The following is a 22,313-nucleotide window of genomic DNA, read 5'->3' on the forward strand; positions in this document are numbered from 1 at the left end:
TAATTAGCAAACTGTACGGTAGCTACGGGCCTCAGCTGTACTGCCCTAATCCCGTCTGTGTCTGGCCTGACCGGACTTCATCCCAAGAGATTCCGAGTGCTTCAAGAATGCGTGCAATCGGACCCTCAAGCGTTTTATCGAGCATTTTCTCCCAGTCAATTTCGAACTCGTCGGGGACTTGGTCGGCGTACTCAAAGCAGATAACATCGGGGTCTCGCTTGAACTCGTTGTACACAGGGTCCGGTTTCAACTCTCCATCGTCTTTGCGTTCAATCCGCTCAAAGAAATCAGCGTGTACCCGGTCCATGTACAGATGTTTGGGTTTAGAGCCACGCTGGAAGTTTGTTCCGAGCACCCTGTTTGCGTATTTGGCTCCCCGGACGTGAGCACTTTCTGTGTCGTAATTATCCAACCGTTTTCCGATACCGCCTGGCACACCAACATCTTCCAAGTCGACGTTACCGTTCATAAAGTCCTCAATAACGTCGTGGACGTATGTTTTGATTTCCTCAGCATCTTCTCCGGTGACAATCATCTCAATGACGTCTTTTTGAACCTCCTTGGTGATGGGAGCAATGTCTGACCGCTGGTACTCAAAGCCAGTAATGTCGATATTGTCGACGTCTTTGCCTTCCTTCCAGACGATGTGGCCGGCGTAGCGCTTTTTCGTACCGGCTTGGAAAAACCGCCGATACAGCTTCTCGAACTCTATCTGGAACCGGTGTTCGTTGGCGTGAAGTTCCTCTCGGGCGAACTCGTCGTAGGCGTCGTTGATACGCTCTTCAATTTCGAACGAGCGCTCGATTGCCTCGTCTTTTGTCACGTCATCGCCGACGCTGACCATGACTGAGTCGGTATCGCCGTAGATAACCTCCTTGTCGAGTTCGTTTGTCACCTGTTCGGTGAACTCGATAACATCTCGACCGGTCGCCGTGACGGCTGCACCCATTTCCCGGTCATAGAGCCGGAACCGGTCCCATCCCAGCACGCCGTACAGACTATTCATAATAACCTTGACAGCCTGTTGCTGTCGGTCGTACTGCTCGTACTGGGCAGTTTTTGCGTCGTGGTCGTCCCGCAGTGCCTTTTTGTCTTCACGTTCTGTGAGAAGTTCGTCGACCATCTCCCGGATTGCTCCGTCAGGTTCTTTCCGAAAGCGGGACCCATTCGGTGCCCGGTACGTTTCACCGTCGTACTCCTCTGGGTCAACTTTCGTCTCGGGGGAAGCGTTTATTGTCACCATGCACATCGGATACAGGCTCTTTAGATCCAGCACGCTGACGTTTTCGCGGACACCGGTGATTGGGTCGAAGACGGCTCCACCTTCGTAGTCCTCGCTTTCCTGCTGGCCTTTCGAAGGGAGTGCGAACTTGTCGTGGAGTTTGTGTAGCACGTACATGTCGACAGCGTCGCCGGGCGTCGTCGCATCTTCGAGTTTACAGCCGACGAACTGGCGGACCTCGTTCCAGAACGCAACGATGTTCTGTTCGCGATCGAGTTCAACACACAGCTCCACATCTCGGAGGTTGTACTCAAGTAGGCGTTCGGGGTCTTCCTCCCAGAGATCGCCGATATCTCCGGGATATCGTTCTTTTCCGACACCGAGTTCGCGCTCGCCAACATCGTCCAGCCGGTAGGAGTCGAGTTCGGTGAACTTCGTTCGCTGGTATGCATAGAGCAGGTCGAATACCACACGGCCCTTGATATCTGGCCCACCCCACCCGCTATCCCAGACCTCATCGACACGCGAGAGTCGGTTGAAGTCAAGATTCCGGTCCGTACCGTCTGCGAGGTTCTGGAGCCGGTCGATAAGGTAGGGTGCATCGAAGTCGTCAAAGTTCCAGCCAGTCAACACGTCGGGGTCAGTGTTGGTGAGATAGTCGAGGAACGATTCGAGCATCTCCTCTTCGGTTCCGTACCGGCGGATATCGACAGAGAGATTCGCTTCACCGTCGCGCTTTTGTCGACTGTCAGTTTCGATTGGGTCGTAGTCGGCGAGTACGTCAGGGGCGTCGTTTCCGTCGGGCGCCTCGTACAGCCAGAGGATGTACTCGTCGTCCAGAGAATCGTGGCTAGCGAGGCAGATAATCGGCTCCTCACCGTCTTCGGGGAACCCCGAGCGGTCGTCTACCTCGATATCAAACGTGTTTACCCGCGGGTCGGCGTCAACGTCGACAGCTTCGATTTCCTCGTGATGAGCACGGAGTGTCAGCCGGTTCCGACCGGTCTCAATTGCGCGCTTTGGGATGCGAATTCCACTGGTAATATCCTTGTCGATAAGCAGACGGTTAGGGAAGAGTATGTCAGCCTCGTAGTGGTCAAACTCATCACGGATCTGGCCAACGTCACGAGGTGTTTGCCCGTAGATTTTGACCAGTCGTTGGCCGCGAATTGACTCGAACGGTTCTCCCTCCTCGTCAACTTTGTCCCAGCCAGTAATTCGGTCATACTCCATCAACCGGCCTTCAGTGACGTTTTCGGCAGGAGCATAGAAGTATGGTTGGAACTCGCGTACCCGAACGTGGATGAGGTCCTGTTTGGGAGTTCGCCCGAAGACGTGGACGATTGGGTGTTCGTCGTCGCCACTCCCTTCGATTGTATAATCAACCTGCATCACTGCGATATCGACAGTTTCCTCGACATCGGGGAACAGCGCGTCACTGGTGTCAACGTAGGTTGCGTCTGACCCACCGTTTCCGGCAACCGCCTGTGCCTCTTCAGCCGGGCGGTCTTCCGGATTTCCACCGCCGTAGTCCCCGAGCTCGCGCTGGCTCATGTTGCCCGCTGTTCGGCCTCCCGGATAAAAACGTTCGCGGTCTGGCGACTATCGGACAGGAACCGTCAGATGGCAGGTGTCTGAGGAGACGTTCCACACCCCTAGTGTGGACGGCTATCAACGAACGGCGTGTTAGGGTCTGGTCATAGACTGTGCCAGAAGCTTCTCGCACGTCTCCGCAGTGAGTTGTTTGGCCCTGTCAGCGGATCGTTTGTCGAGATAACTGTCCGTTTGTTTCGCTCTGTAACTGCGGGCAAATCGGGTACTCTGACCAGCAACAAGTCGCCGGCCCTAGTCTGCTCAGAGACCTGTGGGGCAGTCGAGAACTGTTGTCTCGACGCCCCAGTCTGAAACACGGTTAGCGAGCGACTGGATGCCAAACGTCTCGGTCGCATAGTGGCCGGCAAGGACCACATGGATGCCTGCCTCACGCGCTCTGTGGTACGCCTGCTGTTTGCCCTCGCCAGTCACAAGCGCGTCGACACCGCAGTCGATGGCCTCGTCAAGCCAGTCGGTTCCACTTCCTGTGACAATTGCCACATCACGAACAGTCTCTGGGCCAAATTCAAGCACCTGAACAGCTTCACCGCCAGTGTCGAGTTCCGACTGGAGTGTTTCTTGAACTGCGCCGATTGTTTGTTCCTCGGTGAGTCTGCCTTGCTGACCGATGTATTCCGGTCCAATCTTACCGAACGGAGTGCGCTGTTCAACTCCAAGCACGTCACCGACACCGGCCGCGTTCCCGAGTTCCTGTTGACCGTCGAGGGGAAGGTGAGACGTATAAAGTGCGATATTGTTGTCAATGAGCCGGGCAATCCGCGCGTACTGTCGACCCGTAACACGCTCGATACCGCCCCACGAAAGCCCATGATGAGTGACAAGGATGTCGCCACCACTGTCGGCCACGCGCTCGATTGTCTCGACAGCGGCATCAACGGCGAACACCGCATTCGAAAGCGTCTGGTCGGCTGGGCCGACCTGTAACCCGTTCGCACTCGCGTCAAGGTCGGCGTAGGCGTCCGTTTGTAGTATATCATCAAGTCGGTCGACAAAGTTTTGACAGTGCATGCGTCGCTGTTCACGCTCCGTCATCCTATGCGTTCTCCCTTCGAGGCATGCCTGTTTTACACGGAAGGAACAGGCGAACTGTTATTTGACAGAAACGTCCAGAGATGGCAATAGAAACGGGATTCGAGCGGGTCTGGTGTTCGAAACACCGGATGACTGTCCCGTCGCGAGTGCCTCAACTGGCATGGAAAGGTCGCTGACTGAGATTGCGGGACAGAGGCCACCGAGGAGAGTGTCACAGACCAGTTCACTGCTGATAACAGACTTCCGGACGGCACGGATGATTACTTCGACGAGGTGTTCGATTATGGGACACAGCGTGTCTACGAGTTCGACCGTAGCAGTTCAGCCCTGTGCATCTGTGAGTTTATCCAACAGGGAGTTGAGCCGGTAAGCGAGGGTCACACAGTCGAGGGCGACTTCCACATAACCCTCCATACCCGTGGTTTGTTCGGGCTTTGACAGAGTTTCCAAGAGGTTACAGACCGATTCGGTGACGTACGTCTCGAGTATCTGCTCGCCGAGCGAGCCAACGAAGAGGAGACCCAAATCAGTCTAGTTGATGCCCGACGACTGACAGCCCGCCAGCGCGAAGTGTTACAGACGGCCTACAACGGGGGGTATGTTGATTACCCTACGCGTGGCAAACGCTCGTGAGGTTGTAGAAGCACTCGACGTTGGCTTGTCGACATTCACGGAACATCTTAAAGCTGCACAGTCAAAATTTCTCGACGAACTACAGTTATAGCGGAGTGATACTCCCCAGCATTTTTTACAGAATTCGACCTATCGTATTACTAGTGAGAGATAATGCTTCACCAGCGGTCGAGCCCGACTTCGAGTGGTGTTACGAGGTAGTCGGCGATGTTTCTCGGACATTCGCACTCACTATCTCCGAACTCGAAGAGCCACTGGCACGTGAGATTTGTGTTGGCTATCTTCTCTGTCGTGTTGCTGATACGGTCGAAGATAGTGATTCTATTCCTGCAAGCGAACAGGTGCAGTTGTTAAATCTCTATCGTGATGCCCTTGAGTCGGGTGACAACGCCAGCCTCAATGCGTTCATGGATGAAGTCGAGGCGTGGGTTCCAGCGTCGCCGTCAGCGGATTGGCGTGTTGTGGCTGAGACGCCCCGGCTGCTACAGACGTTCGCTGCACTTCCCGAGGAGTCACAAGATGAGATACGGCCAGCAGTACTTGAAATGATAGATGGGATGGGGATGTTCATCGATAGGTATGCAGCGGACGGAGGCCTTCGTATCGAAACAGTCGATGAACTCGAAGAATACTGCTGGTACGTCGCCGGGACCGTTGGTCATCTGGTCACTGGACTAGTTGCTCGGGACGCCCCAGAGCGCACCCAAGAACAACTCTATGACGTCGCCTCGTCATTTGGGTTGCTGTTGCAGTTGGTCAACGTCGCCAAAGACGTGTCTGTCGACTACGACGAGGAAAACAACGTCTATGTTCCAAGCGAGTTGCTTGACCGCCATGGGCTTGACCACGAGGATATTGGAGACGAGACAGCGGGTGAGGCATTCACTCCAGTTATCAACTCGCTTGTCTCACGGGCAAAGAAGTACACCGACGAAGCCCGCACGTGGCTAGAGACGATGCCCACCAGTCGTGGAAACACACTGAGCGCCTGGGCGATTCCCTATTTGCTTGCTATCGGAACAATGCGTGAGTTACGCACCCGCCCCGCCGACGTGATGCTGGACGGGGACGTGAAGGTCTCCCGAGACGAGGTACATGCCTTACTGGATGCGTTTGCAGGCGAAGATCGTCCGTCAATCGAGGAGCTACAGACAGAAATTAAGAACAGTCAGCTTGGTCAGTAGCTAGTACAAAGCACGTGAGACACTGCCGGTCTCATACGACATGTGTTGTACTGGCTAGCTCTCGACAGCATAGTAGTCCAACAGCTTCCTAACCCGCTTGACCAGTGTCGTCGTATCGGCTGCTAAGAGTTTGACTATCGGTTCCTTGCCGACTGCGCCAGGGTCGTATACCGCAACCGGAGCTGAATCTCTCCCTTTGAACGCCTGTTTTGCGCCCCATTGCATTGTGCTTCCCTCAACAGACGTGACTGCCTCGGGCTGTTCGCTCCGGTTGTAGTGGCCGACTGTCCATTCGAAGCTGTCGAGTGCTTCCTTGACCCGCTCATCGAACCGGCAGTTCACCGCGAACCGATACGATGGCTCGTACTCGCGGGCAGCGAGGAGAAACCGAGCAACGTGACTCGACGCCTCGAACCTGACGCCGCGGTTCGGGTTCACTCCGTCGAGTGTCCGTGTGATTCTTCCTTCGACAGCCGCACACTCAGCAGGGGATTCGGCGTACGGTGTCGCACCGACGACATTCATTCCGACTTCGGGAACGAGACACGAAATATCTCGTTCGGTGAGTTGCGTGACTACATCGTGGACGGCTTCGACAGTTGGCTCCCGCGCAGCCTGATTCCGCAAGTCGACGAGGTGATGGACCGTTCCGGGTCCCTCACCGACATCGAGGCCGTACCGGACAGCTTGTTCGAGCAACTCTGTCCCGAAGCTGACCGCCCGTGAAAGACTCTCACCGTGAGCAAGACGGGTTGCAATCGCCGCTGAAAGCGCACAGCCAGAGCCGTGTGTTCTCTCGGTATCGACCCGCGTATGGACGAACGTCTCGACATCAGACTCAGTGACAAGAACGTCAGCAACTTCGGGGCCGGAGATGTGTCCGCCCTTGACTAGCGCCGCGTTTGCTCCCATCTCGACTATCCGCTCGCCTGCTGTGCGTGCACCCTCCGTATCCGAGACATCGATACCGGTCAGTACCTCTGCCTCGTCAGCGTTGGGTGTGACCAGTGTCGCAACGCTGATGAGGTCCTCGTAAGCTGATTCGGCTGCTGGGTCAAGCAGACGGTCCCCCGACGTGGCAACCATGACAGGGTCAACGATAGACGGAACGGTCCTGTTCTGGACCTGTTCGGTTGCAAGTTCGACGATATCTGCAGTCGCAAGCATGCCTGTCTTGACAGCCTGTACGTCGAAGTCAGCGAAAACGGCTTCACACTGTGCCCTTACTTCGCTTGGCGGGAGGACGTATGTGCTTTCGACGCCACGCGTGTGCTGTGCGGTGGTGCTGGTGATTGCGGTGGTTCCGAACCCACCGGTAGCTTCGATAGTCTTGAGATCAGCCTGGATTCCGGCACCACCACCAGAATCACTTCCAGCAAGTGTCAGCACAACTGGTGGCGTGACCGGGGCGTGTTGTCTACTCATACACAAAATATTAGTTGATAGTACAAATTAGTGGTGAAACAGTAGGACCAGAATAGGGAAATAGACTTTTACCGTGCCATCGTGGATACAGGACATGGCAGACCTGCGCCTCGTTCACGAGGGAGATGACACACTCGGCGAGAAAGCGTCGGCAAACAGGAACATACTCGCGACTGAGGTCGACATTGCGGATTCACTGTTCTCAACCGCACGCGGACTGATGCTCCGTGCAACGTTGCCCGATAACTACGCGCTCGTGATGGAAGTCGGTGGGGGCACACTCCTCCCGTTTTCGAGTGGTCCACCCCTCCAGTCCGTCCATATGCTGTTTGTTCGTATGGCATTGGATGTACTCTGGTTAGACGGTGACGAGGTCGTCCGTGTCTCACGAATGCATCCCTGGCGAAGCATCGGGATAGCACGAGCCGACCGAATTATCGAACTGCCTGCTGGCAACGCAGACGGTGTTTCTGTCGGTGACAGTGTGATTCTCGAAAATAGAGATAGCGACACAACCGACTCGGAGTAGCCGCTACACAAACTCAGCCAGACTCGAACAACGAGACAACCGCATCGAGAGAAGAAACCTCGTAAGTTGGGTCGTGCCCAATGTTCCGGTCACGGTTGTGGTCTCGCCGGATGAGAGCGACATCCATCCCGGCGCGTTGTGCCGCCAACACGTCTGTTTCCTTGTCGCCGACGTACAGCGGGTTTTGACTGTCAAGGTCAGCCCATGCCGATTCCAGAAATGTCGGTGCAGGTTTCTTGTTGTGGAGACTCTCTAACTGTGGTTCGCGTGCATGAACCGTCTCAAACTTGGACACCATCTCGTACTCTGTGAGGCCATGGGTAACGACACGACGCTGATTGTTGCTTGCGATACCAAGTGGGACCTTGAGGTCGGCAAGCGCCCCGACATCAGGGTATGGCCGTTTTCTCCCTGCAGTCGTTGCTTCATTCAATACAGTGGCGAGCATGTCGTCCCGAAACTCCCATAATGCGTCTGCTGTCGTATCGAGTTGCCTGCTGAGTGTGTGGACTGTCTCGGGCGTGACACTTCGAGAGAGCCTCTGGACTGTTTCCCGTTGTGGCGTCACGTCCCTATCGAGAAACTCCTCGAAAGCTACGCGACAGCACGCTTCAGTTCGGGCTTCTTTGTCTAATACCGTCGCGAGAACGCCATCGTAATCAAGTACGAGTGAGTCGTATCCTGTCATCAGAATGGTCCGTCTCCAGTATCGCCGAATGGGTCGTCGTCATCCTGTGTTTTTTCATCACCAAACGGCGTCCCTGAAGAGTGCTCTGACTCGAACGCCTCTGGTGGCTTTCCAGCTTCATCAATGACCTCATCGCTGATAATCAGTGGGCAGTCAACGCGCAGTGCAAGAGCGATACCATCGGAAGGTCTGGCATCAAAAACAGCCTGTTTCCGCTCGCCGCCGTGGTACTGTTCCATATCGATTTTGGCATAGAAGGTTCCGTCGGCAAGGTCATCGATACGGACACGGTCGATTGCAGCACCGAGCTCGGCGACCATTTCGACGAACAGATCGTGTGTCAAGGGTCGTTCGAAGGGTTCACCGTCGAGTGCAAGTTGCATCGACTGGGCCTGGTCTGCGCTGATAAATATGGGAACGAGACGCTCACGCGCCTCTAAAATAACGACAGGGAGCCGACTATCGTCGCCAACGCCGACGCCTACGCCCTCGATTGTTGCCTCGTGTTCCATGGTCTAATATAGAAGCCGAGGGTCAAAAAGAGTCCGACGGTCCAGTTTAGAGTAGTAGGTCGTCAACCGCACTTTTTGCGGCCAGTGCCGCATCATCTACAACCTGTTCTGGGTCTTTGCGTCCCTCCGGCGCGTCCAGGTAGATATCGACCTCCAACATCTCGTCTTCGAACGTAACATGGATGTCAACATCCGAGACTGCTGACCTGTCGTACCGAGAGAAGATAACCGATTCCGCCGCTTCGGCCGCAGTCTCGACGACAACCTCGTCGTCGATTTCTGTCTGCGCTGAATCGGCGTTCGAACTGCCCGAATCGTTTGTCATAGACAGTAATTATGCGCCGCCAGCGCCGCCCATCGGACCGCCGCCTGCGCCGCCGAGCATCTGCTGGAGTTCTTGCTGAAGCTCTTCGAACTGGTCTTGGACACGCTCTTCTTGCTTGTCGAGGGTCTCAACGCGGACTTCGAGACTGTCGACTTTCTCTTCGAGTTCGTCTTTGGCTTCCTCGTACTCGGTCTCGACGAGCAGTTCGCCGACGTTCCGGTACATCTGCGTCTCTCCGTCGATGTTCTCGATTTCTTCAAGCGCCGTCTGGGACTCGGTGAGCTGTGTCTCCGCCTGCTGTTTTTGCGTGGCGACCTCCTGTGCTGTCTCCTGAAGGTCCTGCAGTTCTTCGAGCTTTTCTTGTGCTTCCGGGGGAAGGTTTCCTTGCATATCTGGCACGTTGGGACCCGGACTGTTAAACCTGCGCATCTCATCTCTCAGGGGCCGAGTTATGCTAGGCAACGTTGCCTGCTCGTTCGGCAACATCCACCAGCGAGAGCCACGTGTTCACGCTCGCCCGGAGTGCAACGCTGTCGCTGGCAACAATATGAATCTCAAGACGACCACCGTGTCGAGAGAACGAAACGCTGCTCCGGTCGTCATCAATATCGCCAATTTCCGGCTCGATTGCTCGTGTAACTCGGCGGGCCTGTTCAATAGAGGCGTAGTCGAGCGTGAGAACAGTGTCGTGGCGGTCGCGAGTCACTACTCGACGCTGACTTCTTTGATGTCGCGGCTCCGCTCTTTCAGCAGGACGCGGTGACCACAGTACGGACAGCGTACACCACCGTACTCATCGAGCGTCACGTCGCGCTTGCAGCGGGAGCACTTGTAGCTCATTCCTCGTCCTCTTCCTCTCCCAGCGCTGCGCTGATAGAGCGTGTGACTGTCTCGCCAGCCGGCGTCTCGGGGCTGTATGCGCCACCGGTGAATTTTTCGCCGGTCTCTTCGTTAACCCAGATACCAGTGCCAAGGCGTTTTACATCGTCGCCATCGACGGTGGCATTTTCCATCTGCGCTTCGATTTCCGCGACGCGCCGTCGGGCAACGCGGCCGTAGCGTGCGCCAAACCGGCCGGCACTCCCGACCTTGTTGTCGTTGTCGCTCATAGTACGACAACTTCCGCTCAGCGTGCAAATAAACCCTGCGAGTTAGGACGGAGAGAGACGAGTCGTTGAGGGAGCAAACGTTGCTGTGTTCTACTGACAAAACTAGTCCGTTCGCCCGAGAATGGTCTAACAGCAAGATAAGAACGCTCTTTTGTAACGGATTGTTGGTGAGTCGGAGCAGTAACTGGAAGTCACAACGGCAAGAGGTGGTTGGGGCCGCGCCACCCGGCAAAGCGTGTTCCGGTAAAAAGCGTTCGTCTCGGAACATCGGGCCGCAAATTTGCCGGCACAGGTTTGCTGGCGCGACAGGGGATCTCGCCGCATCGAGAAGTCTCTAAATACAAGTGTACACCCTACCTCAGAACGTTACATCTACCGAAGACACGTCCGCCGAAAACCCGGCGAAGAAGCACTCAAAACCATCCTCGAAACAGTGCTATGATGCAACCAACAATCTCTTGTCTAAGAGCGTATACGTATTTGAGATCTGTATACTAACCAGTATCATACTAAAGACCTCGTCAAGATCCATCTATGACGATTTATAATTTACTTATTTGTATAAGAATATATATATATATAATACCGAATCAGAGACTTTTGTGATAATGAATTCATCTGCTGACAGTAGACTACGACAGCAAGCAATTGCTGTGTCATTTGCTTTGCTGTTGGTTCTCTCGATGATCGCATCGCCCGCGTTGGCTGCTGGGGTGGCTTCACAACCACCTGCCCAGTCGAGCACGCAACAGGACACTGTCTCTACAGGTTCAACATGGAGCCAGTCAAACACAGTCGTCACAGCATCAACAAACCGAACGAACGCGACCGAGTCCTACGACGACATACAAGAAGGGACTGTTATCACTCAAACACAGACGCACTCACTCGAACAGAACATCACGATTCCAGAAATCGAGGCCAACTCGACCGTGGCACTACTTCGGAACGCACGGACGATGATTGCCGGACTCAACACGAGTGATGACTTTACTGAAGCCGTCAAGCATGACGCGATCGACGCGCTCAACAGTTCTATCGACGAGTATCGTGCCGGCTTTTTTGCTGACTCGACTGATGCCCTGTATTATCAGGAACAGACGCTCTCGTCGCTGAACGAACTTCTCGTTCTTGGTGCTAACGAGACCGCTCTCGACGCCGCCGCAACCGAGATTGAAACGGCCAGCAACGTCAGCGCCGCGCTCGCTCACTACCAGGCACAACAGACCGTGCGTGCCCACGAAGACGAACTTGGTGGGTTCTTATATACACAGGCTGAAGTCGCACTAGATAATGCCGCAGCCGAGCGTGACTGGGGCGACAGCTCTGGCTCGTCGACCTCAGCAATCTGGCACTATCGCCTCGCCTGGGAACATTCCCAGATTGCACTCGATACCGTCGAAGAGGCCGTCGACCCAGGGCTCTCGCTCGAACACGGGCCAGCCATCGAGACCAACGGTACCTACGAGACGCCCGTGTACATCTCCTTGTCGGATATTCGGCCTCATCGATACGAGAACGCAACACTCTCGTTTGAGAATGGCGAGACGCGGACGGTGAGTCTGACCGGTGGCACCATGGCAGACACCAGTGCGCGTGCGACAGTCGATATCCCTCTCGGTGAAGACCTCGCGAACAGAACGGTTACCGTGTCAGCGACATCCCAACGTCAGCCCTTCCTTGGCGTCTGCGTTACCCTGGGCAACTGTGAGCGAACCGTCGAGGAAACGCTTGAGATGTCCATCGACGAGAGCAACGTTATCCCGGATCGCCCCGCTCCTGACGAGGAAGTCGAAGTTGAAGTCGAAGACGACGAGTCCGGTGCAATCGTGGATGTCGAAGGTCCCGGCCTCATCGAGGACGATATCTCGATTGAAGATCAGACGTCAGAGAACGACACTGCGTTCCGGGCGAGTCCGGTGGTTCGCGTCGAGAACAGTACAGAGATTACCGAGGCGACGGTCCGACTGCCGGTAGAGGGGAGCCCCGCGAGTGTTAACGAGAATCTCTCGATGTACACGTGGGACCCCACACGTGCCAATGGGAGTGGATGGACCCAGGTTGGCGGGGAGTACAATCCAGAGACGGGAATGCTCTCGGCGGATGTCGAGCACTTCTCCTTTTTCGCCGTCTTCGACTCCCAAGAATGGAATAGCATGCTGACAGAGACAATTACACTCGAAGACCGCCACGTTGTCGGGTCGCTCAACGACAGTGACGGCAGTGGGACGGCGCGAGCCGATTTCATGTTCTCAATCGATGTCAGCACCAGCATGGAGCCCGACAAGTTGCCCTTTGCAAAAGAGGCTGCACGAAAATTTGCGAACGCTACCTACGAGAACGAGCGAATTGGGCTGACACAGTTCGCGACGGTGAGTTGTGTTGAAGTTCCGCTGACACAAGATACCCAAGCAGTAAGAGAGGGGCTTTCACGGATAAGCTCCGAGTATATAAGAGAGCAGTGTGGCCATGTCTCTATCGACGCAACAAATCTAACTGCTGGAATCGAGCGCGGCAGAGAAGCACTCATCCAGGGCAACGCCATGGATCATGAGCCGGTAATGATTCTCGTGGGTGATGCGAAGCACTTAGCTGAAGATCCAGTCGCAGCCGCCCAGCGTGCGGCTGAAGACGGAATTACAATCAACACCGTTGGAGTGACAAGCAATATCAATGAAGCAGTCCTTCAAGAGATTGCAAACGCCACTGGTGGGGGCTACTACTTCGCAGAAGAACCAAGGGATTTGCCAGATGCATTCGAGCGGGTCGAGGAAGACAGAGTCAAATTAGTCGATTCTGATAGCGATGGCCTTCCCGATGCAGTCGAAGAGGCCAATCCACCGATTCCGCAGGTCGTGAGTGAGGCAGATCTTGGGACAGGCGAAGAGCGACGGATTAACACCGATCCACGGGTTCCAGATACGGACGGCGATGGCTTGTTGGATGGTGAGTCAGTCACTGTCGAGACGAGAGTCGACTCAGAAGGCGAGTCGACCCTACTCCAGACGCGCGTGCGCTGGGTAGGCGACCATCCAGCACGTGCGGACACAGACGGTGACGGTCTCGATGATGGCAAAGAACGGAGCGGCTGGCAGCCGATTCAGTATACTGCAGCACGAAACGACTCCATTGAGTATCTGGAAGCACTCCAGAGCAGCGACGACCCAGACCTGGGCGCAATTAAGGACGAGTACTTCGAGACGGAAGAAGTCTCGTCGAATCCGTTCGTTGCGGATACAGACGGTGATGGCCTCAGTGATGGTACTGAGAATGATCTCGGAACGAATCCAATGGCCGGCGATACCACTGGCGACGGCATTCCTGACCAGGTTGCTGTCGAAGAGGGCCTCCAACCCACGCTGTTCGATATGCGGCCCCCAGAGATTGCGGTCACCTACTGGGCCTGGAACAAACCACCACTCCAGGCAAAAGTCGATTACACTGTGCACGCGATGTTCGAGGATCCCGGTGGTCTTGGCCAGGCACAGGTACTGAAAGACGGGCAACTCGAACGGGAGCATCCACTCGAAAGTGATTGGGACGATATTGAGAGTGAGTTCTCCAGTGGGTTCTGGGAAGGAATTGCGGGGAGTCTCAAGGGAGCAGAAGTGTCGGTCAGCGCAAGCGACCGCTATGGCAATACCGCCAGAACGGTTGCAATCGAACGAGGGAACTTGCCTGCGATGGCTGCTGACGAACTCGCCGATCGTGGGTTGGCTGGTGACGTTATCGCGCGGTACCTGGCCTTGCAGTCAGGTTTCCTAGCCGGTGCTGGCGAGAGCGTTGCCGGGATACGCGCGTTCCTGAACGATCCGGTGGAATACGTCCAGGCGATGACGCGGATTCTGGAAGTTATCGACAACATCGACAAGATCCCCGGCCAAATCGACGAGCAACAAGAGCAGAACAATCCATACGATGCAGACGATCAATCCACCCGCTACGAAAGCTATCGCGTCAACTGGTTCAAAGGCTACATCTCGTTTGCCGCGGTGCAGATGCTCTCGCCGGGGGCGCAGGTCACCAGAGCAGTCAAATCCTCGCAGCGACTCAGCGACCTCGTCAGTAGTCTCAGTGACAGTCGTCTCAGGAGAGCAGTCTCGGCCGCACGGCGAGCCAGCTATGCTAAAAACCGCGTTGTTGAAAACACGAAGTTCAGAGTCCGTGACACACTCATCCGGACGAAAGACCTGACAAAAGCCGGCGCACGCCGACTGATTGATGGTGCGAGAACCGCCGGAGCCGCGATACGCCGCGGTGTTGTCAGTGAAGAGCTCGATACCCAAACGCTCCACAAACTCTCGAAAGGTACCGACGAAATCGACGAGTCCTACCGCCAGGCAGTGTTCCGCGGTGGTGATGGTGCTGTCCGAACGCGTGATATCAATCGCGGTGTTCGTCGCATCGACAATCTTGAGGGTGTAAACGCCCAGCGCGCCAAACAGTTGGTCATCGAGACTGACGGCCAGGCACTCCGGCTGTTGAGTGAGTTGGACGACTCGGCAGTCCGCCAACTCACCGATATCGAGGGGCCTGACGCCAGCACCTTCCGGCAGTCGCTAGTCCGCCAGCACGCCGAGGGTGCCGTCGACGCAGCCGATATCCAACAGACCATCCAGAAAGTGGAGAATCTCGATGGTGACGCGCAGGTCCAGGCGATGCAGTTCATCTCTGAGAGTCCTGACGGCAGTTCCGTGCAACTGCTCACAGACTTCGATCAGGAGATCGTCTCAGATTTCTTCTCGATAGGCTGTGCTGTCGCCGGGAGCAGTGAAGCCGCTGTCAAGACGATGGCTGGAGACGACTGTATCGACGGTGATCGGTTCCGTCGCGCACTGAAAACCTCAGTTGCTAACAATGGAAATGTCTGGTCCATCGATGCAGCGGAGGTTGTTGACACGATTAAAGCGCTAGATGATAGCCAGAAAAAGCAGCGGGCAGCGCTGTTGGTCCGACGAACCAGCGGAGAAGGTGGTGCCGAGTTCCTCGCAGATGCCAGTAGCTCCACCATCGATGACGTGCTTGGGATGACCCTTGATACGAGTGGAACCGCGCTTCCAGATAATCTCGCTGGTCAAGTCCGAGTTGGCCTTGTTCAAGAGTATTCACGTGGCCACCTGTCACCGAATAACTGGGTAGGCCAAATATATCCTAATGCGGGTGATGCGACAGAGGTTGTCGGAGAGATTGCCAGAGGCCTTGACGACCTAGAAGACGCCCAGAATGTTGAGGGTGCAGTGCGAATCGCAGGGAAATCAGGCGACGCTGGAAGTGGCTCTTATCTCGTTGACTTGCCATCATCAGGTGCTTCCCAGACGCCAGTCAAGGGGGCAACATTAGAAATCCGAGTTGGGAGTTTCTTGTCAGAAGCTGGTAATGAAATTCGACTCAGTTGGAAACCCGATGTCGATTTCTCCGAGGTTGGAAACGAGGAACTTAGAGATATCTCCGAAAAAATGTATGACGTCAGGGATGAAAGTCTGGTTGATAGTGCCATTCGGAGTAACCAGAAAGAATTCGATGCGGTCGAGTATCGTGACGACGGTGTCGCGATATACCACGAATCGAAGAACCGAAAAATACCAGACAGCGAAGACCCGGATGACTATGCAGCACAGCTCGCACAAGATCTTGAGGGGCAGGCAGCTAGGTACTTCACAGCACGACGGGCAAATGGTGCGGATCTGAATAATGATAGGATGGTAGTCTACCTGCGGACAGAGCGCCTCGCTAACGAACTACGTGATGAACTTGATTATGAATGGATAGAGGTCCAGACATCACCAGACGTAAGTAGCTAAGGCTACCAAAATTTTTCCACCTGCATAGTAGAACTACAGTATGGACAAATCTCGCTTGGTCACATATTTTATAGTAAAAGATGAAGAGAGAGATTTTCAGGACTGTATTGACCTTCTGGATAATAATAGCCAACCAGACTATCTTCAAAGAAATGATCACCGTCTCAAACTGTATGGATCTGTTAGTGGCGGACTTCATTCTGCTCAATCACCAATGGTATCAGAATTAGCCAATGCAGGAACCGTGGTATTCAGCGTTCCTGGTCATAAATACACATCACCAGATGATGGTTCCGAGAAACTCAGAACTGATCTTGGGTTCATATCCCGCCTCTATCAAAAAATAAACCCGATATATGTATTCGGCATAAACAATTGGACAATTGATGGGATCGAAGAAGGAAAACAGGAGTATAACATACCAGCACCAGTCAGCGACGAGAGTCTTGCGAACAACCAAATCGAGCACCCGACGTGGCTGATGCTGTTCCCGCCTGAGATGGTCGAGGCGTACGGCCGCGAGTGGTTGCTCGATTTACCGGCCGAGCATATCGAAGAACTCGATGATGGTGCGATCATGGTCGTCGCCACGCGCGATTTCCCCGGCTGTGAGTCGAATATGGAAATCGTCGAACTGATCGACGACGCGGTGACACCCTTGGAAGGGTCGTTTCAAACGTCTTGATTCATAGCGAGGCTCGATACTTTACAGCACGGCGGGCAATTGATGCTGATTTAGATGATGTCCGAGAACAGGCGGCGCGGTTCTTCGCGACCCAAGGGGCAAACGGCGTGGATATCGAAGACCAAGAAGTAACGTTTGTCACCCGCTCCGAGGAAGTAGCGACGACACTGAACGAACATATCGACGAGGATTAGTTTACTGTGAGGGCCAGCTCCACCAACCCACCGATATCGAAGGGCCTGACGCCAGCACCTTCCGGCAGTCGCTGGTCCGTCAGTACACAGATGGTGCCATCGATGCTGGCGATGTTCAACAAGCCGTCGCCAAAGTTGATGAGCGAGATGCAGATAGTCAGACAAGAGCCGCTCGACTCATCAGTAAAACACCTGACGGGAGTGGAATTTAGTTTGTCGGTGAGTTGGACACCGAGACGCTTCGACAGGTGCTCGGCGATAGCGACATTGGCGCTAGCGATCTCTCGCGTGTGGCCCAGAAATACGACAAACTGGATTCCGGGAAACGAGCGCAGTCCCGGGAGTTACTCGCAGACGATGGGTTGCGTGAGTCGTGGGTTCGTGTGGTGAGTAACCAGGGAGTCGGTAGTGAGAGTGTCAAGTATGGACTAGACAGTGTTGAACGAATTCAAGAATCGGCCTCGATTGATAACTTCTATCTTGGTCGAAGAGTGCAGGAACAGGAGTATCCGCCTAGCTGGGACGATGTTTATCCAGAGCAGTCCATTGTCACAGAGTTCACGCTTACGGACAATGTTGAATTCTATCGAATGTATACCGAGGGAGGAAATAGCAAGGCAGGCCGATTCCTTTTGCGTAGTACAGACGATATTACCACAATGTCGACGACAGAGCTTCAAGCACGATATGCTATTCCCGGGAATCCACCCGACACAGTCGCAAAGGCTGAAATACCCGCAGGAACGACGATGCGAACAGCGAAAGTGGCAACGAACGACTTCGGAGCTGGTGGTGGACGACAATTTACCCTTCCGAAGAGTAAGCTTCCCAATCTACCGGAGGATTGGTTTGACAAATCATCGGAACTCACTCAGGAATTAAATTCAGGTTCATAAGATAAACAATGGTAACTATAAATAATAGTGTGTTAAAAATAAATAGTGAGGAGATTGAATTCAATCACCCGATTGAAGAATATATATCATTCGATGATTTCGTGGTTATAAGGCTTAAATTAAATGGCGAAGATTTTCCGGAAAAGCACCAAAATGTCATAGCAGTCAATAAGGATGGGTCAATTCGTTGGCGGATAGAGAAAGCCCCAGAAGAAGGGTATTACGACTCTTATGCTGGCATATTCGATGATGATGGTGAACTTCGAGCGTACAATCTCAGTGGTATGAACTACAAGGTTGACAAAGAAACTGGAGAAGTATCCGACGGCAAATTTGTGAAGTGAGACACTTCATCAACCGAGGAATTAAAATCAACCCAGGTCTGGTCGCTCGGATGGAGAATATCGCCAATCAGTTAGGCGTCGATGGTGACCGTCTGCAGTGGCTCCTCGGCAATACCACAGGTGGAAAACGACGAACACGAGAATTAGTCTTTGTGAAAAGAAACCACCAAGATTCGGTTGCTCTCGTCTGACCGGAGCGGTAGGTTGGAACTGCCTCAATCTGCGCCGCGGTAGCAGCAGATACGGACTGGTAAATCACATAAGAACTTAGTTTTTCGTGGTGGTCAGGCAGTTCTCTCTCGGCTTGTTCAGGAAGGAACGATCTAGCAGAATTATTCGTGTCGGGCACTGCTGCCGCGGTGCCATTGTTCTCTTTGACTCCGGAACAACCGCTCAGTAGTACCAACAATCACCTCACAAGAGCAAAACAGGGAAGAACCGAAAAGAATCCATAGGGGAACTCCTAAGCTGTAGCTAGAATGGGTACACACGATACTGGCAGTCCATACGCGCCACATACACCCTCGGAGAGAAACGCAATGCTCGATGCCGTCGGTGTCGAGCAGGAGGCTGACCTATTCGATATCCCCGCTGACGTACGATTTGACGGTGAGCTTGGCATCTCCGCTCGTAGTGAACAACAGGTACGAGCGGAAATGCGGGAGGTACTCGGTGAAAACGACGACCTCGTGGAATTTCTCGGACGCGGTCACTACGACCACTACGTCCCGTCGCTGGTCGACCATCTCGCTGACCGCCAGGAGTTTCTCACCTCGTACACGCAGTACCAGCCCGAAATCGCACAGGGTTTTCTCCAGGTGTTGTTCGAATACCAGTCGATGTTAGTCGAACTCTCGGGACTCGGTGTCGCCAACTGCTCGCTGTACGACGCGGCGACTGCGCTTGGCGAAGCTGCGACGCTCGCTTCGCGGGTCAGAGAAACCAGCGGTGCTCGGGTGCTCATTCCTGAGCAACTCCGCGCGGGCAAGCAGGGCGTGCTAGAGAACTACGCTGACGGCGCTGACCTGACAGTCGAAACGTACCCGATGGCCGACGGCGCTGTCGATACAGCAGCACTGTCGGATACAATCGGCGACGACGTGGTAATGGTCTATGCTGAGTCACCAACTGTTCGCGGCGTCATAGAGAACTCACTCAACGAGATTGGCTCGCTTGCAGACAGCCACGACGCGCTCTTTTGTCTCGGTTCGGACCCTGTTGCACTCTCAGTTCTCGAAAAGCCCGCGGCTGTTGGAGCCGATGTGGTTATCGGAGAGGCTGCGACGCTCGGACTGGGGACTGCGTACGGGATGGGGCTTGGGATGTTCGCCACCCGCGAGGATTTCCTCCGACAGGTGCCCGGTCGCCTCGTCGGCGCAAGCGAAGACGAGAGCGGACGACGGACATACACGCTGACACTCCAGACTCGTGAACAGCATATCCGTCGCGAGCGGGCGACAAGCAACATCTGCACGAATCAGGCGTGGGTTGCGCTTCGGGCTGCAATTCATGCAGCCTCACTCGGCCCAGAAGGTCTCGTTGAAACCGCCACAGACTGCATTGAACGAACCACGGCTGTTGCCGAGCAAGTTGACGACGTTGCTGGTGTCACTGCACCGGTCCACGAGCGCCATCACTTCCGCGAGTTCGTGGCACGGACAGACCACTCTGCCGACACGCTTGAGTCGGAGCTGGCCGATGCAGGCTTTGGCGTACACGCTATCGACGACAACCTGCTCCAAATATGTGTGACCGAAACCAACGAGTCGGCCGTCGATGAGTTTGTTGACACACTCCAGGAGGTTACGCAATGAACGACGATACACCTACTTCGGACCGACAACAGAACGACCGGCAAGACGGTTACGACCAAGCCCGATGGACCGACGGCGACCGGTATGAACCCCTGCTCTCGGAGAAAAATAGCCACGAGGTGTCTGTGAACACGCCGCTGCCCGATGACCTGACACGCGACAGTCTCGAACTGCCGGACCTCTCAGAACCGGAGCTGGCCCGCCACTACACGCGTCTCTCGCAGATGAACTATGGCATCGAGACTGGGCCGTTCCCGCTTGGCTCGTGTACGATGAAGTACAATCCCAAATTTGCGGAGGATGTCGCGGCCATACCAGATGCGGGTGTCCATCCCGACCGGAAAGACAGAACGCTCCAAGGGGTCCTCGGTGTTTACGGCACGCTCCAAGAACATCTTGCCAAAATCGGCGGCATGGACGCGGTTACGCTCCAGCCACCAGCAGGCGCGGCAGGTGAGTTAACCGGTGTCCTCATCGCACAGGCCTACCACGAGGGCGACGACCGCACAGAAATCATCATCCCAGACAGTGCTCACGGGACAAACTTCGCCAGTGCAGCGATGGCAGGCTTTGACGTGGTCGAACTGCCAAGCGGGGAAGACGGTCGAGTCGACCTCGACGCATTGGAGGCCGCAATCAGTGAGGATACCGCCCTTCTCATGCTGACAAACCCCAATACCCTCGGTCTTTTCGAGCGCGATATCGTCGAAATCTCGGAGATGGTCCACGACGTTGGCGGCCTGCTCTACTACGATGGGGCAAACCTCAACGCTTTGCTTGGTCGTGCACGACCGGGCGATATGGGCTTTGACATCATGCACTATAACGTTCATAAAACATTCGCGACGCCACACGGCGGGGGCGGCCCCGGTGCAGGGCCGGTAGGGGTCCGCGAAGACCTCACAGAGTACCTCCCGACGCCACACATCCGTGGATCAGACGACGGGTACGAGCGTTACGAGCCAGCGGAGACAATCGGGAAGATTCACGGGTTCGGCGGGAACTGGCTGGTCCTTCTCCGAGCGGCGGCGTACATCAGGCGACTGGGCGACGAGGGACTGCTCGACGCCAGCGCCAAGTCAGTGCTGAACGCCAACTATCTCGCCGATCAAGTCGACCTCGAAATTCCGTTCGGGCCGTTCCACCACGAGTTCGTCGCAAGCGCAGACGACCAAGACGCCGCAGACGCTGCAAAGCGAATGCTCGACTACGGCGTCCATCCACCAACGACAAAATGGCCCGAGATTGTCGACGAGGCACTGATGACCGAGCCAACAGAGGTAGAGAACAAACGAACACTCGACCAGCTTGCTGCTGCATTCAACGCGGTCGCAAGCGAAGACGACGAGACCCTCGAAGCCGCACCCCAACGAACGGCTGCCCAGCGTATCGACCAAGTTGGCGCTGCTCGAAGCCCACGGCTCTCGTGGCAGGCCCTTGATAAGGAGTAAGACAGTTACTCGAACGCCGCTTCGATATCTGCGACGAGCGTATCGTAGTGTTCGGTACCGGCACCCTTTCCAACGCAACTAGTGACTGCGTCACTGAGTGACTCTTCGTCGACAGATGCTCCAGTAAACAAGAAAAACGGCATTTCGGTCCGTTCATTGATTGCTGTACACAGTTCGAGACCATCCAGTTCGGGCATCCGATAATCGCTGACGACGCAGTCAAAGCCACCCTCAACGGCGCGGTCGGGTGCCTGTGTGGGATTTGTTTCAGTTTCAGTGACAATACGGTCGCTCTTGCGTTCCAGAAAGGTCTGTGTGAGGCCGAGTGTTTCCTCGTCTTCATCGACGAGAAGGACATCGATAGGTTCAGTCATTGTTCGAATCAGTGCAGGTCTGTACTGGCAGTTTAGGCCGTCGCCGTATCGACAGTCTCGTCGATAGTGACAAAGCCATACTCACACTCGTTACAACTCCACTTTACTTTCTCACCGATGTGCACATTGGTGCTTGCCATCCGCCAAAAGCCCGAAGAGCCACACTTAGGGCACTCGCGGTCGATTTCCATTACCATACATAAGCTTAGGCACCCCTACTGTTTAATTGTTCTATTTTTTCTTTTGGGGGATACGATTAAGCGGGCAGGCAACCGATAACAGTTATGGCGCGCCAGACAACCCGCTGTCAAGCGTGTGGCTATCTCGTCCGCTGGAATCCAGAACGCAGAGAGGGACCGACAATCTTCTATGAGGAAGGGGTATGTCCAAGCTGTGAACGCTCGTTTGGTGAGGACGCACCCGTCTCGGCCCGCCGCGGCAAGAAGCGCCGCTAACACGCGACCGTTATGCTTCCAAAACC

The 22,313-nt window shown here is 54.9% G+C and carries 23 protein-coding genes and 2 pseudogenes; 13 read left to right on the plus strand and 12 right to left on the minus strand.

Features of this window, described 5'->3' with window-relative positions; genetic code table 11:
- Nucleotides 1–31: 31 nt before the first annotated feature.
- Nucleotides 32–2,776, minus strand: coding sequence for a DNA-directed DNA polymerase (locus N5098_RS13870; RefSeq protein ID WP_267638469.1), 2,745 nt, complete (start codon nucleotides 2,774–2,776; stop codon nucleotides 32–34).
- 300 nt (nucleotides 2,777–3,076) lie between these two features.
- Nucleotides 3,077–3,844 (minus strand): Nif3-like dinuclear metal center hexameric protein, encoded by a 768-nt coding sequence (locus tag N5098_RS13875; protein WP_267638515.1) that lies wholly within the window; start codon nucleotides 3,842–3,844, stop codon nucleotides 3,077–3,079.
- Between the two features lie 279 nt (nucleotides 3,845–4,123).
- Here N5098_RS13875 and N5098_RS17720 point away from each other — a divergent pair.
- The 3 genes and pseudogenes from N5098_RS17720 to N5098_RS13885 all read left to right on the plus strand — a co-directional run.
- Nucleotides 4,124–4,306 (plus strand): annotated as a pseudogene (locus N5098_RS17720) (hypothetical protein); the annotation flags it as partial.
- Nucleotides 4,307–4,417: 111 nt separating this feature from the next.
- Nucleotides 4,418–4,501, plus strand: a complete 84-nt coding sequence (locus N5098_RS17640; RefSeq protein WP_382231139.1) for a helix-turn-helix domain-containing protein — start codon at nucleotides 4,418–4,420, stop codon at nucleotides 4,499–4,501.
- A gap of 143 nt (nucleotides 4,502–4,644) precedes the next feature.
- Nucleotides 4,645–5,685 (plus strand): phytoene/squalene synthase family protein, encoded by a 1,041-nt coding sequence (locus N5098_RS13885; protein WP_267638471.1) that lies wholly within the window; start codon nucleotides 4,645–4,647, stop codon nucleotides 5,683–5,685.
- Between the two features lie 54 nt (nucleotides 5,686–5,739).
- Here N5098_RS13885 and thiD read toward each other — a convergent pair whose 3' ends face one another.
- Nucleotides 5,740–7,110, minus strand: coding sequence for a bifunctional hydroxymethylpyrimidine kinase/phosphomethylpyrimidine kinase (gene thiD, locus N5098_RS13890; RefSeq protein ID WP_267638472.1), 1,371 nt, complete (start codon nucleotides 7,108–7,110; stop codon nucleotides 5,740–5,742).
- A gap of 94 nt (nucleotides 7,111–7,204) precedes the next feature.
- On the opposite strand from thiD, the gene N5098_RS13895 reads away from it, so the two are divergent.
- Nucleotides 7,205–7,639, plus strand: coding sequence for a DUF192 domain-containing protein (locus N5098_RS13895; RefSeq protein WP_267638473.1), 435 nt, complete (start codon nucleotides 7,205–7,207; stop codon nucleotides 7,637–7,639).
- Nucleotides 7,640–7,652: 13 nt separating this feature from the next.
- Here N5098_RS13895 and N5098_RS13900 read toward each other — a convergent pair whose 3' ends face one another.
- The 7 genes from N5098_RS13900 to N5098_RS13930 form a co-directional block, all read right to left on the minus strand.
- The gene (locus tag N5098_RS13900; protein WP_267638474.1) at nucleotides 7,653–8,327 is read right to left on the minus strand and encodes an HAD family hydrolase; all 675 of its coding nucleotides are present in this window, start codon (nucleotides 8,325–8,327) and stop codon (nucleotides 7,653–7,655) included.
- The gene (locus N5098_RS13905; protein ID WP_267638475.1) at nucleotides 8,327–8,839 is read right to left on the minus strand and encodes a bifunctional nuclease family protein; all 513 of its coding nucleotides are present in this window, start codon (nucleotides 8,837–8,839) and stop codon (nucleotides 8,327–8,329) included. The genes N5098_RS13900 and N5098_RS13905 overlap by 1 nt, the downstream gene beginning before the upstream one ends.
- Nucleotides 8,840–8,885: 46 nt before the next feature.
- On the minus strand, nucleotides 8,886–9,164 hold the full coding sequence (locus N5098_RS13910) for a DUF3194 domain-containing protein (RefSeq protein WP_267638476.1): 279 nt from the start codon (nucleotides 9,162–9,164) through the stop codon (nucleotides 8,886–8,888).
- Between the two features lie 9 nt (nucleotides 9,165–9,173).
- The gene (locus N5098_RS13915; RefSeq protein WP_267638477.1) at nucleotides 9,174–9,554 is read right to left on the minus strand and encodes a prefoldin subunit beta; all 381 of its coding nucleotides are present in this window, start codon (nucleotides 9,552–9,554) and stop codon (nucleotides 9,174–9,176) included.
- A gap of 64 nt (nucleotides 9,555–9,618) precedes the next feature.
- Nucleotides 9,619–9,870 carry a KEOPS complex subunit Pcc1 gene (locus tag N5098_RS13920; protein ID WP_267638478.1) on the minus strand — a complete coding sequence of 84 codons (252 nt, stop codon included), beginning with the start codon at nucleotides 9,868–9,870 and terminating at the stop codon, nucleotides 9,619–9,621.
- Nucleotides 9,870–10,004 (minus strand): DNA-directed RNA polymerase subunit P, encoded by a 135-nt coding sequence (locus N5098_RS13925; protein WP_267638479.1) that lies wholly within the window; start codon nucleotides 10,002–10,004, stop codon nucleotides 9,870–9,872. Before N5098_RS13925 ends, N5098_RS13920 begins: the two co-directional genes overlap by 1 nt.
- Entirely contained in the window at nucleotides 10,001–10,273 is a 273-nt protein-coding gene (locus N5098_RS13930; protein ID WP_267638480.1) for a 50S ribosomal protein L37ae, read from the minus strand. Before N5098_RS13930 ends, N5098_RS13925 begins: the two co-directional genes overlap by 4 nt.
- Before the next feature lie 297 nt (nucleotides 10,274–10,570).
- Here N5098_RS13930 and N5098_RS13935 point away from each other — a divergent pair.
- The 8 genes and pseudogenes from N5098_RS13935 to gcvPB all read left to right on the plus strand — a co-directional run.
- A pseudogene (locus N5098_RS13935) lies at nucleotides 10,571–10,715 on the plus strand (IS1595 family transposase); the annotation flags it as partial.
- Nucleotides 10,716–10,881: 166 nt separating this feature from the next.
- Nucleotides 10,882–16,074, plus strand: coding sequence for a vWA domain-containing protein (locus N5098_RS13940; RefSeq protein ID WP_267638481.1), 5,193 nt, complete (start codon nucleotides 10,882–10,884; stop codon nucleotides 16,072–16,074).
- A gap of 40 nt (nucleotides 16,075–16,114) precedes the next feature.
- Nucleotides 16,115–16,759 carry a hypothetical protein gene (locus N5098_RS13945; RefSeq protein ID WP_267638482.1) on the plus strand — a complete coding sequence of 215 codons (645 nt, stop codon included), beginning with the start codon at nucleotides 16,115–16,117 and terminating at the stop codon, nucleotides 16,757–16,759.
- Nucleotides 16,756–16,953, plus strand: coding sequence for a hypothetical protein (locus tag N5098_RS13950; RefSeq protein ID WP_267638483.1), 198 nt, complete (start codon nucleotides 16,756–16,758; stop codon nucleotides 16,951–16,953). The genes N5098_RS13945 and N5098_RS13950 overlap by 4 nt, the downstream gene beginning before the upstream one ends.
- A 224-nt stretch (nucleotides 16,954–17,177) precedes the next feature.
- Entirely contained in the window at nucleotides 17,178–17,849 is a 672-nt protein-coding gene (locus tag N5098_RS13955; protein ID WP_267638484.1) for a hypothetical protein, read from the plus strand.
- Nucleotides 17,850–17,857: 8 nt separating this feature from the next.
- The gene (locus N5098_RS13960; RefSeq protein ID WP_267638485.1) at nucleotides 17,858–18,193 is read left to right on the plus strand and encodes a DUF7957 family protein; all 336 of its coding nucleotides are present in this window, start codon (nucleotides 17,858–17,860) and stop codon (nucleotides 18,191–18,193) included.
- Nucleotides 18,194–18,672: 479 nt separating this feature from the next.
- Nucleotides 18,673–20,007, plus strand: coding sequence for an aminomethyl-transferring glycine dehydrogenase subunit GcvPA (gene gcvPA, locus N5098_RS13965; RefSeq protein ID WP_267638486.1), 1,335 nt, complete (start codon nucleotides 18,673–18,675; stop codon nucleotides 20,005–20,007).
- On the plus strand, nucleotides 20,004–21,458 hold the full coding sequence (gene gcvPB / locus N5098_RS13970) for an aminomethyl-transferring glycine dehydrogenase subunit GcvPB (RefSeq protein WP_267638487.1): 1,455 nt from the start codon (nucleotides 20,004–20,006) through the stop codon (nucleotides 21,456–21,458). The genes gcvPA and gcvPB overlap by 4 nt, the downstream gene beginning before the upstream one ends.
- A gap of 5 nt (nucleotides 21,459–21,463) precedes the next feature.
- Here gcvPB and N5098_RS13975 read toward each other — a convergent pair whose 3' ends face one another.
- Nucleotides 21,464–21,832: a response regulator gene (locus N5098_RS13975; protein ID WP_267638488.1), complete on the minus strand. Its 369-nt coding sequence runs from the start codon at nucleotides 21,830–21,832 to the stop codon at nucleotides 21,464–21,466.
- Between the two features lie 32 nt (nucleotides 21,833–21,864).
- Nucleotides 21,865–22,029, minus strand: coding sequence for a DUF7838 family putative zinc beta-ribbon protein (locus N5098_RS13980; RefSeq protein ID WP_267638489.1), 165 nt, complete (start codon nucleotides 22,027–22,029; stop codon nucleotides 21,865–21,867).
- An 87-nt stretch (nucleotides 22,030–22,116) separates the two neighbouring features.
- On the opposite strand from N5098_RS13980, the gene N5098_RS13985 reads away from it, so the two are divergent.
- Nucleotides 22,117–22,287, plus strand: coding sequence for a hypothetical protein (locus tag N5098_RS13985; protein ID WP_267638490.1), 171 nt, complete (start codon nucleotides 22,117–22,119; stop codon nucleotides 22,285–22,287).
- The last annotated feature ends 26 nt before the right edge of the window (nucleotides 22,288–22,313 follow it).

The sequence above is a fragment of the Halovenus rubra genome (assembly GCF_026586665.1).
Lineage (GTDB): Archaea > Halobacteriota > Halobacteria > Halobacteriales > Haloarculaceae > Halovenus > Halovenus rubra.

Excerpts from the sequence above, each read along its gene's own strand:
- N5098_RS13870 (WP_267638469.1), bottom strand. The coding sequence starts at position 2,776 with ATGAGCCAGCGCGAGCTCGGGGACTACGGCGGTGGAAATCCGGAAGAC.
- N5098_RS13875 (WP_267638515.1), bottom strand. The coding sequence starts at position 3,844 with ATGCACTGTCAAAACTTTGTCGACCGACTTGATGATATACTACAAACG.
- thiD (WP_267638472.1), bottom strand. The coding sequence starts at position 7,110 with ATGAGTAGACAACACGCCCCGGTCACGCCACCAGTTGTGCTGACACTT.
- N5098_RS13895 (WP_267638473.1), top strand. The coding sequence starts at position 7,205 with ATGGCAGACCTGCGCCTCGTTCACGAGGGAGATGACACACTCGGCGAG.
- N5098_RS13900 (WP_267638474.1), bottom strand. The coding sequence starts at position 8,327 with ATGACAGGATACGACTCACTCGTACTTGATTACGATGGCGTTCTCGCG.
- N5098_RS13905 (WP_267638475.1), bottom strand. The coding sequence starts at position 8,839 with ATGGAACACGAGGCAACAATCGAGGGCGTAGGCGTCGGCGTTGGCGAC.
- N5098_RS13910 (WP_267638476.1), bottom strand. The coding sequence starts at position 9,164 with ATGACAAACGATTCGGGCAGTTCGAACGCCGATTCAGCGCAGACAGAA.
- N5098_RS13915 (WP_267638477.1), bottom strand. The coding sequence starts at position 9,554 with ATGCAAGGAAACCTTCCCCCGGAAGCACAAGAAAAGCTCGAAGAACTG.
- N5098_RS13925 (WP_267638479.1), bottom strand. The coding sequence starts at position 10,004 with ATGAGCTACAAGTGCTCCCGCTGCAAGCGCGACGTGACGCTCGATGAG.
- N5098_RS13930 (WP_267638480.1), bottom strand. The coding sequence starts at position 10,273 with ATGAGCGACAACGACAACAAGGTCGGGAGTGCCGGCCGGTTTGGCGCA.
- N5098_RS13940 (WP_267638481.1), top strand. The coding sequence starts at position 10,882 with ATGAATTCATCTGCTGACAGTAGACTACGACAGCAAGCAATTGCTGTG.
- N5098_RS13945 (WP_267638482.1), top strand. The coding sequence starts at position 16,115 with ATGGACAAATCTCGCTTGGTCACATATTTTATAGTAAAAGATGAAGAG.
- N5098_RS13960 (WP_267638485.1), top strand. The coding sequence starts at position 17,858 with ATGGTAACTATAAATAATAGTGTGTTAAAAATAAATAGTGAGGAGATT.
- gcvPA (WP_267638486.1), top strand. The coding sequence starts at position 18,673 with ATGGGTACACACGATACTGGCAGTCCATACGCGCCACATACACCCTCG.
- gcvPB (WP_267638487.1), top strand. The coding sequence starts at position 20,004 with ATGAACGACGATACACCTACTTCGGACCGACAACAGAACGACCGGCAA.
- N5098_RS13975 (WP_267638488.1), bottom strand. The coding sequence starts at position 21,832 with ATGACTGAACCTATCGATGTCCTTCTCGTCGATGAAGACGAGGAAACA.
- N5098_RS13980 (WP_267638489.1), bottom strand. The coding sequence starts at position 22,029 with ATGGTAATGGAAATCGACCGCGAGTGCCCTAAGTGTGGCTCTTCGGGC.
- N5098_RS13985 (WP_267638490.1), top strand. The coding sequence starts at position 22,117 with ATGGCGCGCCAGACAACCCGCTGTCAAGCGTGTGGCTATCTCGTCCGC.